The organism is Mahella australiensis 50-1 BON, assembly GCF_000213255.1.
GTDB lineage: Bacteria > Bacillota > Clostridia > Mahellales > Mahellaceae > Mahella > Mahella australiensis.
Genome location: NC_015520.1, coordinates 828,466 through 846,076, shown reverse-complemented (window position 1 = coordinate 846,076; position 17,611 = coordinate 828,466). Strand labels below are relative to the sequence as shown.

17 protein-coding genes are annotated in these 17,611 nt (G+C 43.0%); all 17 read right to left on the bottom strand.

The annotated features are described in order from the left end of the window. Positions 1–94: 94 nt before the first annotated feature. Entirely contained in the window at positions 95–655 is a 561-nt protein-coding gene (gene spoVT, locus MAHAU_RS03950; RefSeq protein ID WP_013780428.1) for a stage V sporulation protein T, read from the bottom strand. A gap of 124 nt (positions 656–779) precedes the next feature. Next, positions 780–1,832: a peptidylprolyl isomerase gene (locus MAHAU_RS14910; protein ID WP_013780427.1), complete on the bottom strand. Its 1,053-nt coding sequence runs from the start codon at positions 1,830–1,832 to the stop codon at positions 780–782. Between the two features lie 47 nt (positions 1,833–1,879). After that, the gene (gene mfd, locus MAHAU_RS03940) at positions 1,880–5,359 is read right to left on the bottom strand and encodes a transcription-repair coupling factor (RefSeq protein ID WP_013780426.1); all 3,480 of its coding nucleotides are present in this window, start codon (positions 5,357–5,359) and stop codon (positions 1,880–1,882) included. Then, positions 5,356–5,763, bottom strand: a complete 408-nt coding sequence (locus MAHAU_RS03935; protein ID WP_013780425.1) for a hypothetical protein — start codon at positions 5,761–5,763, stop codon at positions 5,356–5,358. The genes mfd and MAHAU_RS03935 overlap by 4 nt, the downstream gene beginning before the upstream one ends. Beyond that, positions 5,756–6,322, bottom strand: a complete 567-nt coding sequence (gene pth / locus MAHAU_RS03930) for an aminoacyl-tRNA hydrolase (protein ID WP_013780424.1) — start codon at positions 6,320–6,322, stop codon at positions 5,756–5,758. The genes MAHAU_RS03935 and pth overlap by 8 nt, the downstream gene beginning before the upstream one ends. A gap of 13 nt (positions 6,323–6,335) precedes the next feature. Next, on the bottom strand, positions 6,336–6,575 hold the full coding sequence (locus tag MAHAU_RS03925) for a Smr/MutS family protein (RefSeq protein ID WP_148258383.1): 240 nt from the start codon (positions 6,573–6,575) through the stop codon (positions 6,336–6,338). Positions 6,576–6,661: 86 nt separating this feature from the next. Continuing rightward, positions 6,662–8,017 (bottom strand): SpoIVB peptidase, encoded by a 1,356-nt coding sequence (gene spoIVB / locus MAHAU_RS03920; RefSeq protein ID WP_425357403.1) that lies wholly within the window; start codon positions 8,015–8,017, stop codon positions 6,662–6,664. A gap of 97 nt (positions 8,018–8,114) precedes the next feature. Next, entirely contained in the window at positions 8,115–9,839 is a 1,725-nt protein-coding gene (gene recN, locus MAHAU_RS03915) for a DNA repair protein RecN (protein ID WP_013780422.1), read from the bottom strand. A gap of 12 nt (positions 9,840–9,851) precedes the next feature. Then, entirely contained in the window at positions 9,852–10,304 is a 453-nt protein-coding gene (locus MAHAU_RS03910; RefSeq protein ID WP_013780421.1) for an arginine repressor, read from the bottom strand. An 18-nt stretch (positions 10,305–10,322) separates the two neighbouring features. Continuing rightward, a complete protein-coding gene (locus MAHAU_RS03905) occupies positions 10,323–11,198 on the bottom strand; it encodes an NAD(+)/NADH kinase (protein ID WP_013780420.1) in 876 nt (291 codons plus the stop codon). 2 nt (positions 11,199–11,200) lie between these two features. Beyond that, complete coding sequence (gene dxs, locus MAHAU_RS03900; protein ID WP_013780419.1) at positions 11,201–13,093, bottom strand: 1-deoxy-D-xylulose-5-phosphate synthase; 1,893 nt, start codon at positions 13,091–13,093, stop codon at positions 11,201–11,203. Further along, on the bottom strand, positions 13,090–13,551 hold the full coding sequence (locus tag MAHAU_RS03895) for a hypothetical protein (RefSeq protein ID WP_148258382.1): 462 nt from the start codon (positions 13,549–13,551) through the stop codon (positions 13,090–13,092). The genes dxs and MAHAU_RS03895 overlap by 4 nt, the downstream gene beginning before the upstream one ends. 533 nt (positions 13,552–14,084) lie before the next feature. Continuing rightward, positions 14,085–14,231 carry a hypothetical protein gene (locus MAHAU_RS15705; protein WP_171804961.1) on the bottom strand — a complete coding sequence of 49 codons (147 nt, stop codon included), beginning with the start codon at positions 14,229–14,231 and terminating at the stop codon, positions 14,085–14,087. A 223-nt stretch (positions 14,232–14,454) separates the two neighbouring features. Then, positions 14,455–15,303: a polyprenyl synthetase family protein gene (locus MAHAU_RS03890; protein ID WP_013780417.1), complete on the bottom strand. Its 849-nt coding sequence runs from the start codon at positions 15,301–15,303 to the stop codon at positions 14,455–14,457. Positions 15,304–15,311: 8 nt separating this feature from the next. Continuing rightward, on the bottom strand, positions 15,312–15,536 hold the full coding sequence (xseB, locus tag MAHAU_RS03885) for an exodeoxyribonuclease VII small subunit (protein WP_041643828.1): 225 nt from the start codon (positions 15,534–15,536) through the stop codon (positions 15,312–15,314). After that, positions 15,520–16,749 (bottom strand): exodeoxyribonuclease VII large subunit, encoded by a 1,230-nt coding sequence (gene xseA / locus MAHAU_RS03880; RefSeq protein WP_013780415.1) that lies wholly within the window; start codon positions 16,747–16,749, stop codon positions 15,520–15,522. The genes xseB and xseA overlap by 17 nt, the downstream gene beginning before the upstream one ends. Further along, entirely contained in the window at positions 16,737–17,591 is an 855-nt protein-coding gene (gene folD / locus MAHAU_RS03875; protein ID WP_013780414.1) for a bifunctional methylenetetrahydrofolate dehydrogenase/methenyltetrahydrofolate cyclohydrolase FolD, read from the bottom strand. The genes xseA and folD overlap by 13 nt, the downstream gene beginning before the upstream one ends. Between the last annotated feature and the right edge of the window lie 20 nt (positions 17,592–17,611).

Below are 17,611 nucleotides of genomic sequence, written 5' to 3'. Positions count from 1 at the left end.
AATTTTACGATAAGATAGCATTTTTTGCAACACCGATTGCGACATAAATAAAATACCGGCAATCTAATGATCACCGGTATCTCATAGTTTGACGTCACCCTTGCATCTGCTTAGCCAAAAAGTCTGCCGCAGACCGCGCCACTTTGATGTCCGACTCTCCGATAACTGCATTCGGTTCTTTGGACAATAATATGACCGCTCCTACTCCTTTGCCGTCAAACGGAGTGACGATAGGAGCTATAAGCTCGGCTGTATATTTAGCCTCATCATCGGCAACAATGCTGCAAGGTTTCCTATCAGTATTCTTATCAGCTATAAATATTTCTTTACCAGTTATTATTTGCTCCAACTCACTGCTGATACGTTTATCTTGAAGATCCTTTTTTATAGCAGCACCCGATACGGCTATTATGTTATCTTTATCAGCTATACACACTATATGCCCCAATATCTGAGAGATTGTATCGGCATATTCTTTGGCGAAATCATTTAATTCGCCTATAAACGAATACTTTCTCAGAATCACCCCGCCTTCTTTATCGGTGAAAATCTCCAGCGGATCGCCTTCTCGTATCCTCAAAGTCCTACGTATCTCCTTGGGTATAACTACCCTGCCCAGGTCGTCTATACGTCTAACAATACCTGTAGCCTTCATATATATGCCTCCTTAATCTGTATTGTTTTACAAAACCATCCTTACCGCATTTATTATCTTACCAATGGGCAAGTTTTATTCACTATTTTTCACCAATGATACATAGACCAAGGAGGCTTATATATTACTTATAATTTTTTTCGTATTTCTTTATATCCGATCCTTTTTTCCATTCCTCTATAAGCGCTGTTATCTTATCATTTTTCTTCTGTTGTAGTAACGTATCGTGTATCTCCTGTTTCTTCTCTTCAAACGTGTGAACTTTTGAAGGTATCTTTTCTTCCAATCTGATTATATGATACCCATAGGACGTTTGGACAAGACCGCTTATATCGCCCTTATTCTTTAAAGCAAACGAGGCTTCTATAAAAGCCGGTTCTATTTGATCTTCGCGCGAAAATGTAAGGGTGCCGCCTTGATCCTTTGTCCCTGCATCGTCCGAATACTGCTTAACCAACTCAGCAAAATCATCTCCGGCTTTGGCTTTAGCCAGAACCTGTTCGGCTTCTGGCTTTATCTTATCGTATTCCGTCTTTTTGGTAGTCTCATCGGCTGAATACTTGTCTTCAGGAATGCTTATCAATATATGGCTCACTTTTACCATCTCTGGATCGGTAAACTCGGTATCTTTGTTTTCGTCATAATATTTTTTTACCTCTTCATCAGTCACTGTGATACCAGCCGTCAATTGATCAAACAACTTCTGCTGCACGGCATCCCCCTGAAGCAGTTGCTCCAATTCTGCCTCGGTCATCTGCTGCTGTTTAAGCATATCGGCAAAAGCTTCTTCTCCGTATGCATCCTTTAGCTGCTGTAGCTGATCCTTGACCTGTTTTTTATCATCATCGGTAAGAGCTATATTATTCTTCTTCGCTTGTTGGTCAACCAATTTTTGAGTTATGAGACCTTCTACTATATCCTCTCTCATTTGCGCTAAAGTATCAGCATAGTCCGTGCTGGTCTCCAATGTCTTTTTGTCTATACCGTACTGCTGTTCCACAGCATTGATGTACGCATCGTATTGCTTCACATAATCGGCTTTAAGTATCTTATCGCCGTTGACCTCTGCTACTGGCAGTTGTTTTTCTTTTTCCGGATCCACTGTTACCAACGAACAGCCTGCAAAAATAAAAATAGCTACCATTGCCAGCGCGGTCATCCTTACAAAACGTTTCATTGTTATTTATCTCCTCCCATATGATAAGGCTACATAATTATTATAACTTAACATGCCACTGCTTGTAAACCCATAGTTTTCTCCAGTAATTCCCTTATATCCTTTAATATACCTTCAGAGGTTTCATTGCCAATGTTGAAATAAAATGATGGTTGATCAGTAGCCGCAAATCTAACGCGGCCTTTATATTCATCCATAACCCTTATAAGGCCACTTAGATCAATATTTTTATCATCTCTAAGCGTAAATACGATGTCATGTCCCTTTTGTTCGATAGATACAATACCTATCTTCTTGGATAACAGTTTTATATGCATTATCGACAATAGATTCCTGACACTCTGCGGTATATCGCCAAACCTGTCTTCTATCTCTTCCTCCACATCATATTCCTCTTCTATGTCGCTTATGGACATTATACGCTTATATATTTCTATGCGCTGTGCCTCTGATGGTACATAATCATCCGGTATATAGGCATCCAGCTTTATTTCTATAGACGTATCTATCTCTTCTTCAGGGGTCTCTCCTTTTAGCTGAGCTATGGCTTCTTCTAAGAGCTTGCAGTACATGTCATATCCGACAGCCGCCATATGGCCATGTTGTTCGGCCCCCAGCAGATTACCGGCACCTCTTATCTCAAGATCTCTCAAAGCTATCTTAAACCCGGAACCGAATTCGGTAAACTCCGTAATAGCATGCAAACGTTTTTCGGCTTCTTCAGTCAATACACGGTCTTTCTTATAAGTAAAATACGCATACGCCAGCCTGTTGCTGCGCCCCACTCTTCCGCGCAATTGATACAGTTGCGCTAATCCGAAATGATCGGCATCGTAGACTATAAGGGTATTGACATTGGGTATATCCAAACCCGTCTCTATTATAGTGGTGCAGAGCAGCACGTCATAATATCCATCCATAAAATCCATCATAACGCGCTCCAGCTTATCATCCCCCATACGTCCATGAGCAACGGCTATACGGGCCTCGGGAACCAGTTCATGCAAATGTATAGCCATGACATCTATGGAATTGATTCTATTATATACGAAATATACCTGTCCTCCTCTGCCAAGCTCTTTTAATATAGCATCTCTTATAATATTTTCGTCATATTCTACGACATAAGTCTGCACAGGATATCTATCTTCCGGAGGCGTTTCTATTATACTTATATCCCTTATGCCGGATAATGACATATGCAGTGTCCTGGGTATAGGTGTAGCAGTAAGGGTGAGCACGTCTACGTTGTTTTTAAATCTCTTTATGGCTTCTTTATGGCTTACCCCAAACCGCTGTTCCTCATCAACGATAAGAAGTCCTAAATCGTGGAATTTAACATTGCTGCTCAGCAAAGCATGAGTTCCTATTATTATATCGATATCGCCGCTTTTAAGCCCCTTTACTATATCCTTCTGTTCCTGAACGCTTCTAAATCGGCTTATAACATCCACCTTTATAGGAAAACCGGCCAATCTATTGGTAAAGGTATTGTAATGCTGTTGGGCTAAGACCGTCGTAGGCACTAATACGGCCACCTGCTTGCCATCCATTACAGCCTTAAAAGCTGCTCTTAATGCAACTTCAGTCTTACCGTAACCGACATCGCCGCACAGCAGTCTGTCCATAGGTTTATCGCTTTCCATATCGGCTTTTATCTCTTCTATAGCCTGTAACTGATCAGGCGTTTCCTGATATGGAAACGATTCCTCCAGTTGAGCCTGCCAAACAGTATCAGGGCTAAAGGCATGACCCTTGGTTGTATATCGCGAGGCGTACAGCTTCAATAACTCGCCAGCCATTTTCCTAACCGATTCTCTTACCTTGGCCTTGGTCTTGGACCATTCGCTGCCGCCCAGTTTGGATAACCTGGGCGATGCTCCGTCTCCGCCGATATAACGCTGCACCAACGACATTCGATCGGTGGGCACATACAGATTATCACCATCAGCATAGCGTATAAAAAGATAATCTCTCGATTTACCTTCCACCGTAAGTTTTTTGATGCCCATGTATTGGCCTATCCCATAATTTTCATGCACCACGTAATCGCCTATATTGAGATCCGAAAAGGCCGTTACCCTCTGGCCCGCTTTCCTAGTTTTAACCTTCGAGCGCCGCCTTTGCATGCCGAACAGCTCTTGATCCGTAAGTATCACGCATTTAATATCTGGCCATTCAGTACCGCTGCTCAACGGCATGTCTATTATACATATCTGCCCTGGTCGCATATCGATATCCAGACGTCTCGTGAACCATGCTTCTATGCCGCTTTGTTGAAGCATATCTTGGATGCGCAGCCCTCTGTTATCGCTCAAAGTCGCTATTATTATAGTATACCCGGCAGACTTCCACTGGCGCAGTTCATCGACTATAATATCCATATTCCCCTGGAAAGACGGTATCTTTTTAGCGTCTATTTTTATAGACGGTTTCGTGCCAGCTTGATGAAATGTTTCCAACATAACAGCGCGTTGTCTATTCAAGCACGAACACAATGCGTCATAATCGCTTAGCAAATAAGCTTGCGAAGGCAATACCTCTCCCTTAATAAGTAAAGCCTTAAACACCTGCTCAAATTCTTCATGAAGCGTACGGTTTCTTTGTCTTATACGCTCCTCTTCTTCCATAAAAAACAATGTTCCGGTAGGCATATAATCTAATAAGCCAGCCACTTTATTGTAAAAAAACGGCATATATCGCTCTACGTTCTCAAATCGGGCGTTTTGGCTTAACAGTTCAATATCGCCGCCTATCTGATCGTTGCCATTTATGCGTTCAAATTCCGAACGCATAGCTTTAGCTGCTCTATCGGCTACACCGCTATCATATACCAGCTCCTTTACAGGCGATATGACGGCTTTGTCCACTTTATCAGTGGAACGCTGTGTATCGGCATCAAACCTTCTGATAGAATCCACTTCGTCGTCGAAAAATTCTATCCGATATGCCTCTTCACCCACAATGGGATAAAAATCAATTATATCCCCTCTTATGGCAAATTGTCCTTTGGCCTCTACCAATTCTTCTCTTTGATAGCCTGCTTCTAACAACCATCTTTCCATAACATCGCGTTCTATTATCTGCCCTATCGATATTTCATGAAAGTATTTATTAAATTCCTCAAATGGCATAAGTCTGGGCAGCAATGCATCTATCGAAGCTATAACTATCATATTTTCTTTAAAAGCCAGACGATTTTCTATTTCCAGCCTCTGAAATAACACCTCATTGCTTTTACCGCTTACGTCATATAAAATGGTTTCAGCGGCCGGAAAAAGATAAACCGGTATATCTTTGAATATCGATGACATATCGTCGTATAACTGCTTGGCACGCACCTCGTTGTGCGTAATAACAATGGCCGATTTGGAACTAGCAATATTTACCAATACATACATCAGATAGGCTCTACCCTCATCCGGTACGCCATATATCTCCAATCGGTCTGAATCGTTTCTCAAAGAATCATGAATACGCTTTGATATATCGGAACGTTCAAAAACCCTCGTTAATAAATCACTCATGCAGAACCACCTATCGAAAAATACAAAATTGCCCGGTTCCATGCCATATGCAGCAATGCAGCCGAGATCAATGCCAAAATTATTTCACCACTAAACCTATATATCCACACTGTAATAACGCCAAAAGCAGCGTGAGTCACAATAGCCAATACGCCTGCCATAGCAGCTTGCCGTGAATGAGATTGCCATACCTCATACATTGCCTCCACTATGCCAAAACATACATGAACGCTCAACACAGACAAGCCTAACAAAAAAGCCGGCAACGTTTTCATACACTCTTCAGTAATGGGCCCTGTCCATATACTAGCGTCTGATCCCATTAATTTTAGCATACATTTGTTTATGAACAATGTTGCGGCCACGGCAAACACTATGTCAGCTATAAATATAATATTAGACATCGCCGTTATATTTGCTCATGGCTATCTCTATGCCATCTTTAACTATCGCTTCAGCAGCATCAGCCGCTCTCTCCATAGCCTTATATATAATCGGCTGTTCTTGTTCGTCAAAACCGGATAATACATAATTTACCAAGTCCATGCCTGGACCAGGCCTATCTATGCCGACACGTATTCGCGGAAAAGCATCGCTATCCAGCATATATATTATAGAGCGCATACCGTTATGCGTGCCTGCGCTGCCTTTAGTGCGTATACGAATACGCCCCAGAGGCAAATCGATATCATCATATATTACTATAAGATGCTCTAAAGGAGGCTTAAAATAACGCACAATATCATAAACGCTTTCACCACTGGCATTCATAAACGTTTGAGGCTTGGCCAAAATAACCTTCTCCGCGCCTATCCATGCTTCACCCCATAGTGCTTTATAATCCAGCTTATTTAGTTTTATACCGTTACGCTGCGCCAATATGTCTATTACCATAAACCCGACGTTATGGCGCGTATATTTATATCTATCGCCGGGGTTACCTAATCCCACTATTATATACATAAACCCTCCGTTCTCATAAATGTAATATAGTGGCGCCCCAGTTATCCCAATCGTAGTGGTAATCCCCGGCGCTGTATCCCTCTTCTTCTATTACCTGTTTTACCAATCGCTCCATACTTCCATTGCCAAATCCATGTATTATCCTTATCTTCTTTACATTTCTTTGATTACGGCACCTTCTTATAAAATACCGTAATTCATGCTCCGCATCCTCAAAATCCACAAATTCCGGATGCAAATCTATCTCAGGCATCTCCACCGCACCGCATTATTCCCTTCAGTATAAATATCATCTACAATACAATTATACACCATAAAGAAACTATATCAAGTAGGCTCTCACATGCCAACAGCTTCTTTATATGGGCTAACCGCCTCATCATCTGTCTCTATGCCTATCTCCTCCAGCATCCACTTGGCAAATACACCGTAACCGCGCTTAGGATCATTGATAAACACGTGCGTTACAGCGCCTACCAGTTTACCGTTCTGAATAATAGGGCTGCCGCTCATTCCTTGGACTATACCACCGGTTAATTTCAATAAGGTCGGATCGGTTATCTCTACCACCAAACTTTTCCCGTTGGGTCGGCTTTGCCGATTTACGCTTACGATTCTGACATCATACGCTTTAACACCCTGGTCGTCTACAGTAGCCAGGATACTGGCCGGTCCTTCTTTTATCTCGCTTTGCAACGCCACAGGTATAGGCTCTTTATATAACCTATTGGTTACTATGCTGTCGGCATATATGTGGCCGAATATACCATATTCTGTATTAGCCTCTATGTTTCCTATTCTTTCTTCATCGTTTAAAAATACACCTTGCAATTCGCCAGGTTTACCTTTTTTCCCTTCTTTAACCGCTATAACCTCCGAATGCACTATTTCACCATTTTTTATAGATAAAAGCGTGCCGGTATCCATATCGGTTATAGGGTGTCCTAATGCCCCGTATATACGATTGTTAGGCTCATAAAACGTCATGGTCCCTACGCCGGCCGTACTATCTCTTACCCATATGCCCAACTTATATTTATGTTCCTCCATATCCTTTACAGGCTTTATGGATAACGATATATGCTTATCATTTCTCAATATATCTAGTTTGACGGGACTCCCATTTATTGAATTAACAATCTCGGCCAGATGGTCAGCATCTTTTATAATCGTATTATTTGCTTTTTCTATTATATCACCTGGCATCAAGCCAGAGTCGTTGGCCGGATGATGCATAAGCCCGTCTTCTCCTCTAAATTCCGATACGCCCACCACTAACGCACCCTCTGTATACAGCGTAACACCGATGGCCTGACCTCCAGGCAGCACTTTCACAGGCGATACCACTCTCACCGACATATCTTTTATAGGTATGATTCCGAACAATCTAAACTGCAACGCCGCACTGCCCTGCTGCTGAGGCTGTATTATAAGAGGGCTGTCTACTTTTTGTTCTATTATAGCTTCCTCTAATGATTGACCGTTTATTTTTAACACATTTTTGTCATCAGCCTGAATTTTTACCTCCATTGGCAAACGAAACGGTATAACCTGGTACTGTCCTTCCGACATTTCCAATTCAGATGGAAATTTAACTATATCCTGTACCATTGGTGAATAATATACCGCAAATACCAACAGCGACAATAAAACACCTATAATTTGCTTAATGTGCCATCTTTTCAAAAACTTCACCCCTCGTATTTTTTATATCGCATCGGCGATATCATATAAATTAACCGCCTTAAAAACGATTTATACGAGGGCATTTATGATGAGTATGGCAACTTGTTTACGATGCTGCAGTATTTGCTTTAAAAGCAGCGCTGGTATCCATCATCTCTCTGGCATAGCTCATGCTGGCAGAACTAAGTTCGATGCCTCCGAGCAAGCGGGCGATCTCTTTAAGTCTCTGATTAGGGTCAAGCAAATATGTCCTGGTATATGTCCTTTGACCTTTATTTTCTTTTTTTATCAAATAATGTGCATCAGCCATCGAAGCTATTTGAGCTAAGTGGGTCACACATATAAGCTGGTGCTCTCTAGATATACGAGCCAGCTTTTGTGCCACTTTATGGGCTGTTTTACCGCTAATGCCAGCATCTATTTCATCGAATATCATGGTCGGCACACGATCAATATGGCCGAGCACAGCGTTTAACGCCAGCATTATGCGCGACATTTCCCCCCCTGAGGCTACTTTGGCAAGCGGTCTTAATGGTTCACCGGGGTTAGCCGTCATCAAAAAATTTATATCATCGAAGCCGTTTTGCGTGTACCGCGCATCTTCCATATTTTCAGGCGAAATTACCGAAACTTTGAATATCGCATTTTCCATGGCTATATCCTTCAATTCAGCCATCACTTGGGATTCGAGCTGTGCTGCCGCTATTTTTCTCTTCTCGGATAATACCGAACATATACTATATAATTCCCTTTCAGTCTCGCATTTATCCTCCTCCAGGTTTTGTATATATTGTTGACTATTTTGATAAATCTCAAGTTTTTCTATTAATTTATTTTTATAGGCCGATATATCTTCTATGGTATCTCCATATTTTCGCTTAAGGTTGTTTATAGTATTGAGCCTGTCTTCGATCTCATCGGCTTGTGCCGGACTGTATTCCATAGTATCCATATAATTGCTCACAGAGGATATCAGTTCTTCGACATCGTAGATTATGCTATCTATATCGTCGCTTATCTTAGCGAGCTTTGGATCTATATCTGATATACCCTTCAATCCCTTTTGCAAATCCCCCAGCACATCTATAAGCGGCGGTTGCTCTTCCTCACCGTTATACAAACTGGTATAAGCCTCCAACAGAACATCCATTATCCTTTGATAATTATTGTATATGGTCCTCTGCTGTTCCAATTCCACATCTTCTCCAGGCCTCAAACGCGCAGCCTCAATTTCATTTATCTGATAAGATAAAAGATCCATTTCACGTTGGCGAATTTGAGGATCAGCCGACCATTTGGATAATTCTGCATTCAATTTTTGCCATTTATTATAATATTTGCTGATTTCAGATTTTAGCTCTTCCACTTCGACACCCGCAAACCTATCCAAAAACAAGCCATGGTTTTGCGCGTCCAGCAATGCATAATGAGAAGCCTGGCTGTGAAGATTGATCAATCGGCTGCTGATATCTTTAAGCATAGACAGCGGAACAGCCGCGCCGTTTATACGACATACGTTTTTGCCCGATGCGTTAAGTTCTCGGCTTAATATCAGATACTCATCGTCGCTTAAGTCTATACCGTACAAGTCCAACAGATCTTTTACTTCTGTATAGCCAGTTATATCAAACAACCCTTCTATACGCCCTTTATCGCAACCCGAACGTATGGCATCCTTATCCGCTCGTTCGCCTAATAAAAGCGCTATAGCATCTATTATGACAGATTTGCCCGCACCCGTTTCACCCGTCAATATATTAAGTCCTTGGTCAAATGCTATATGCGCATAGTCTATCAGCACCAGATTCTCTATAATAAGCTCTTTGAGCATGATTTAACCCCCTTACCGGGATCGTATATCGTTGAATCCCCTTATGAGCGTTTCTACCGTTTTTTCATTTCTCGCAATGATAAGCACCGTATCGTCTCCAGCTATAGTCCCCAAAACGCCGGGCCAACTCATAGCATCTACCGCCGCCGCTGTTACTTGGGCCGAGCCTTGCAGCGTTTTCAGAACGATCAGATTGCCTGTATAATCTATACTCAATATAGCTTCCGAAAATACGCGCAATAGTCGATCTACCGGCGATACAGTATCCTTATCCATGGCAGCATACTTATATCTGCCATCATGGGCTAACACCTTTATCAGCCCTAACTCCTTTATATCCCGGGAAATAGTGGACTGAGTAACATCAAAACCGGCTTTTTTTAACTCGTCTGTAAGTTCTTCTTGTGTTTCTATTTCTTTATCTTTTATGATCTCCAGTATTTTCGATTGCCTGTCTATCTTCATTAAAACACCTCTCTACCTTTAATCCCGAAGCCGCTGGGCATCGATATCATACAATTTTTCGTGCAGCAGCTTATAAAAACTTTTGCCGCTGACTCTGACCAAATGCGTATAAATACCTGCTTTCTTCAGCATAACTATATCACCGTTAGTCACACGAAAGCCCTCTTGTCCATCTATAGTCATTATTATATCGCTGGAAGGATCATCAATGTATATCCTTATAACCTCTTTATCGGATATAACCAGCGAACGGGAATTAAGGCTATGCGGGCATATCGGCGTAAGCAGGATAGATTCAAGGTTGGGGCTCACTATAGGTCCTCCCGCTGAAAGCGAATAAGCCGTGGAACCGGTAGGCGTCGCTATGATAAGCCCGTCCGCTATATAATTATTAACGAATTCATCGTCTATATACGCCTTCAGGCGTATCAATCTGGAGAACGACCCCTTTGATATAACGGCATCATTGAGCGCATAGAACGCCTCCAACTCCATATCGTCCCTGATAACGGCTATCTGTAGCATCATGCGGTTTTCTATAGAATATCCGCCTTCCAGCACTTTCTCCAATGCCGGATACATATCCGATACCTCCACTTCCGTTAAGAAGCCGAGATGGCCGAGATTGATGCATAATATCGGTATTTGATATAAGCATACCTGCCTTGCTATGCTCAACAAAGTACCATCGCCACCCAATGCTATTATTATGTCGGGTTCGCTATACATGCTATGGCCCGAATATGCAAGATCCGGTCGTTCTATTTTTGAGGCCGTGCTTTCGTTGAGCATAACCGACACGCCACGCGTCTCCAGCCATTGTACCAACTGTCTGGTTATATCAAGCCCTGCATCTTTATTGGCATTGGGAAATACGGCGATTTTTTTGATCATTGCTAACCCCTGTTTCTAACTGTTATATTGCCGTTAATACGTTCATATATGCGAGAAGCTATACCTTGCGGGGTCATTTTGAGCTTATTTAACAATTTATCGACACTGCCATGGGGCACAAAACGGTCCGGTATAGCTATGATATCCAGATCAACACCCTTTATATCATTATCGAAGATAAATTCGGCTATGCTGCTGCCGAAACCACCTTTTTCTATATTGTCTTCTACGGTAACCAGTCGCTTGATATTGATCAAGATATCTGCTAGTGTCGATGACGGTAATGGCTTAATACAGCGCGCATTATACACTGCAGCATTTATACCCATTGTCTTTAATATAGCCGCAGCATCTAATGCTATACCGACCATACGTCCGACTGCTAATATAGCGACATCAGCTCCAAATTGCAAACACTCCCAGTTCATTACATCGATATCAGTTTGATGTGCATCGTGGCCATAGTAAGTCGCTCCCTTGGGATAACGTATGGCCACCGGCCCATCCATCGATAAGGCAAACTGCAGCATTTTATCCAGTTCTTGACCATCCTTGGGTGCGAGCACGCACATATTAGGCATACTCCGTAAGTAAGATATATCGAACACGCCATGATGTGTAGGCCCATCTTCACCTACCAACCCTGCTCGATCAATAGCCAATATAACAGGTAAATCCTGCATACATATATCATGTATTATCTGATCATATGCTCTTTGTAAAAACGACGAGTATATCGCCACTACCGGCCTTAAGCCGGCAGCGGCCATTCCTGCCGCCATGGTCACAGCATGTTGTTCGGCTATACCTACATCAAAAAAACGATCGGGATATCTCTCGGCAAAACGCCCAAGCCCTGTACCATCTTTCATAGCCGCCGTAATAGCAACCACGCGCTTATCACGCGCCCCTGCAGACAGCATAGCGTTACTAAAAGCCTTAGTATACGTCATATCAGGGCTTGTTTCCTCGTGCCCGTTTTCGGCATCAAACGGCGCTATGCCGTGAAACCGTTCCGGGTTCTCTTCAGAAAACTTATATCCTTTACCCTTAACAGTTACAACATGCACAAGCAACGGCCCTTTCATATTTTTAACACGCCTTAGCACCGATATTAATTCATCCAGATTATGCCCGTCTATAGGGCCTATATAAGTAAATCCTAATTCTTCAAATAGCATACCTGGCACAAATATATACTTAAAGCTATTCTTAAGCCTCTCTATACCGCTTACCAACGAATCGCCTATATAAGGTATACGGCTTATCACACCTTTTATATCGCGCTTAGCCTTGCCGTAGCCAGGGCTGGAACGAAGTCTCGCCAGATATAACGCTAATCCTCCTACATTTTTGTCAATAGACATCGCATTATCGTTTAGTATAACAGTAAGATCGTTTCTAGAACGGCCGGCATCATTCAACGCTTCAAATGCCATGCCGCCACTTATGGAGCCATCGCCTATTACCGCTATCACAGAATAATGCTCCTTTTTTAAATCCCTTGCCCTGGCCATACCAAGCGCCGCCGATACAGACGTGCTGCTATGCCCTGTTTCAAAGCAATCGTGGACACTTTCATATCGTTTAGGAAAACCGCTCATGCCACCGTATTTTCTCAAAGTAGGAAAAAGTGATTTTCTTCCGGTCAAAATTTTATGCGTATACGATTGATGACCGACATCCCATATGATTTTATCCCATGGGCTATTATATACATAATGCAGAGCTATCGTCAACTCAACCACGCCAAGATTAGAAGCCAAATGTCCTCCTGTTTTAGAAACATTATCGATCAGAAACTCCCTTATTTCATTCGATAAAGTCTTAAGCTGGTCTATATCCAATGCTTTCAAGCTCTCAGGACTATCTATATCATCGAGCAATCTACTCATAGGTCTTTCCTTTCCCTTCGCATCAGCGAGATTAAGTATTTCGGGCTTTTTATTATAATATCCAAAATATATGCAACCCTGTATACTATCTCTTCGGAATTATTTATAGCGTAATTTTTACCTAAGGCTTTGCCTCCTATAGTAAGCGATGCTATGCCGGCGCTGAGCATTATGCTTATAATCATATCATAACTATTATGGGCTAAAACTATAAGTTTGCCCGCTATCACCGCTCCTGCCGCTCCGCTTATGACACCTGCTATATCGCCTATTACATCATTGCAAAAACTTGATACCTTATCGGCATTGCGCACAAACTGCACAGCCAGAGCTGCTCCTGGCATTTTACGCGCCGAGCGTGCATGAAAGGGCGCCTCCTTAGAAGCAGTAACCGCTACTCCTATTATATCAAATATTACGCCTATTGCTATAATAATTATTAGGATTATCCATGCCATAAAAAGATCCGCCGATTGAATTGTAGTCTCAGATATTAAACTCATGATAGAGGATATAAGAAATGCTATGCCCGTAACCACCAAAGGCCAGCGATCTCGATGATTTTTATTATTTTTAGAATTTTTAGTTTTAATTTTATTATTTTTTACAACGCTTTTCCCTTTATGTAAGTGAATATCGCTATCGTCATTATCCATGAAAGCATTAACCTCTTTAAATAATATACATTGCGATGGCAGCATGTTGGGTAAACTCTGCGGCTTAGGTTCGGTAGGATTTCCCAGACGATTACTCTCCGTCGCCGGAGGAGCGGTTTCCCTTTAAAATCGTCATGCCGAGTCGCCTACGGCATTCACCGAATCGCCACTAAGTCCACACTTTAATCCCCAACATGCCTCGTGATGAGCAGCCTAGGAGCTTTCCTCAACAGCCAAATCGATCCCTAGCCTCTTTTGCAACATAGGTTTCAAGCAGCGATAACCTCGCGCCTTCGGCGCCTTCCGGCCAAGGTGTGAACTGCTATCCACCTATATCACTCAAGGCAGGCTACACTGTACACAGCGTCGTTTGCCGCATACAGGTTCATCCCCGAGCAGTAGCGCTTTCTTACTGAAGCACCACCCTCTCGGGCCTCCGCGATAGATGGGTCATCGGCTGCATGCCATTGCAGCTTGCCCACCTATCTTAACTCCCAGCACCAGCCCCCGACTGGGCGTCAGAAGCCAGCACCAGGAACTTCATCGTTGTGCCCTTAGCGGATTTTTAGCCCCGCTTTCAGGATCGATAGCGCTGACTAGGATACTGCGCCATCGCACTTGTAGATATAATTATAACATATACATATAAATACATGCAAATCTCATAGAGCATCGCTTAAGCGAGCAAATCGCTATAAAACCATATTAATTGCTGCGCCGCATCATATAGGAGGCCATTTCTTTCAAAAACGTCCCTTTTTGACCGAAAACGGCTATTGCATCTATTGCATGCTGCGTGAATTCCTGTGCTGCTTTTATGGATGCCTCGATGCCGTATAGTGCCGGATATGTAGCTTTAACTTCCTCTTTACCGCCTTCGTCCACGTCCAGTATGTCATCGCTTATCTGAAACGCCATGCCCAGCGCCAAACCGTATTGCTCTATAGCCCGCACATATACCTCATCAGCACCTGCAGCCAAGGCACCGGCTTTTACTGCTGCGCATATCAAGGCAGCGGTTTTATGCTGATGGATATATTGTAAAACGCCATCGTCTACAGGCTTATTTTCATACAATAAATCCATAACCTGCCCTCCTATCATACCGCCTATACCTGCCGCTTTTGCAATGGCTATGGCAGCGGCTATATGATGAGGATTCCGAGCTATGTCATCTAGCATGACTTCAAACGCGTGATTGAGTAGAGCATCGCCGGTCAACACCGCTATACCCTCGCCAAACACTTTATGGCATGTCGCCTTGCCTCTTCTTGTGTCATCATCGTCCATAGCCGGGAGATCATCGTGTATAAGCGAATAAGTATGAATGAATTCTATAGCGCATGCAAGCGGCATACAATCGTCTACATGCTCATCAAACAGTTCATAAGCCGATATAAGCAGCACCGGCCTCAATCTTTTACCACCGCTGAAGACGCTGTAACGCATGGCTTCGTGTATTACCGGGGGATAAGTATCAGCAGGCGGAAGCATATTATCCAGATTTTTATCTATTATTTCTATTTTATGTTTTAGCTGTTGGTTAAAATCCATATCTGTCCTTAGTTAAAAGGAACCTCCTTAAAAGCATTTTGCTCTTTCATCAGCATGGTTATCTTACCTTCGGCTTCGTCAAGCTTTTGGCTGCAATAGCGCGATAATTCCATGCCGCGCTCGAATAATGCTATAGCCTGGTCCAATGCAACATCTCCATTTTCTAAAGATGTTACTATATTTTCTAATTCGCGGATAGCTTTTTCAAAAGTCCTATCATCTTCTATCATCATTTTCCCTTTCGACTTCTAGATCCACGATCTCAGCCTGTGCTCGACCATCATCGTAGATTATATGTATACGTTGCCCTAATGAAAGCTCGCTAACAGACTTAATGAGACTTTTATCCTCGACATCTAGCGTCATGGTATAGCCGCGTTTCAATGCACCCAAGGGATTAAATGCTTCTAGCCTATGCTTAAGATCATTGTACAAAGCGCCTTTTATTTCCATCCGATGATGCATATTTATCAGCAAATATCGTTCGGCTTGATCCAATTGCTGCTGTTTATCTTTCAAAAGCTGCATAGGATCACGCATAATGCGGCTGCCCTGCAATTTATAAAGACACCGGCGTTGTTCTTCCACTAGCATATCCACCGCTCGCTTGGCATTCAAGCACAGCCCGGCAATACGCTGCTCCAATTCGGTTTTTAGTGGGACAACCAATTCAGCGGCAGCCGACGGTGTGGGTGCCCGCATATCCGCTACAAAATCGGATATGGTGAAATCTGTTTCATGACCTACTGCCGATACGACAGGTATATGAGAGCGATATATACTGCGTGCCACGATCTCTTCATTAAAGGGCCATAACTCCTCTATTGAACCGCCGCCTCTACCTACTATTATGACATCTACCGATTCGTCCATAACGTTCAGCGCATCTATAGCTTCGCTTATCTGAATAGCTGCGGCCTTGCCCTGCACAGCCACCGGTACTATAAGCAGGTCAATGTTCGGATAGCGGCGATGTGCCACATTTATTATATCGCGCACAGCCGCTCCAGTATCAGACGTAACCACGCCTATGCGTTTAGGAAACAAAGGCAGCGGCTTTTTATGCGCCCGATCAAACAAGCCATCTTGTTCCAGCTTAGCTTTAAGCTGCTCGAAAGCCAAATGCAAGGATCCAACACCGAACGGCTCTATCCTTTCGGCATATAATTGATATTGCCCATCCCTGTCATAAACATTCACATAACCCTGTACCAATACATCCATGCCATCCTGCATCGCAAAAATCGGCTGCCCATACTGCCTGAACATCACACAGCGTATTTTGCTGTTCTGATCCTTCAGCGTAAAATAGCTGTGACCTGAGGAATGCAGTTTATAATTCGATATTTCGCCGCGCACATACACCGAGTGCAATAACGGATCAGAAGAAAACATACCTTTTATATAAGCTGTCAACTGACTTACGCTGAATATCAGAGTTTCCATTGCGATACAGCTGCTTCAACAGTGTTTTGCAACAACATAGTTATGGTCATAGGACCTACCCCGCCGGGTACAGGAGTTATCCAACCGGCTACTTCTTTGGCGCTGGCAAAGTGCACATCGCCAGTCAATTTACCTTCCACCCTGGTGGTCCCTACATCTATAACCACTGATCCTGGTTTTACCATATCGCCTGTTATGAGGTTTGGCTTACCTGTAGCTACAACCAATATATCAGCCCTTTGCGTATGGGATTTCAGATCAGCCGTCTTGGAATGGCATATGGTAACGGTGGCATTTTCATTGAGCAGCAGTATAGACACAGGTTTACCTACTATGTTGCTGCGGCCTACTACCACAGCATCTTTGCCTTTTATATCTACGTTAGTGCTCTTTATCAAAGTTATTATACCCTTCGGGGTACATGGTACAAATCCCTTTTCGCCGTTTAACAGCTTACCCGCGTTCACCGCATGAAAACCGTCCACGTCTTTATCCGGTGAAATATCCCTCAGTACTGTCATTTCATCTAAATGATCGGGTAAAGGCAATTGCACAAGTATACCGTTTATCTCCTGCCGTTCGTTTAGCTGATGTACCAGATCCAACAACTGCTGTTGCGAAGTTTCTTGAGGTAGCCTGTAAACCTCTGAGTATATACCTACCTCCTGGCATGCCTTCTCTTTATTCCTAACATATATCTGAGAGGCCGGATCTTCTCCTACCAACACAACCGCCAGTCCTGGGGACTTACCCGTTTTTTGTTGCAACTCCATTACCTGCTGTTTTATCTGCTGGCGTATAGCAGATGATATAGCCTTGCCGTCAATAATTTGTGCTCCCATCGAATATCTTCTCCCTATAT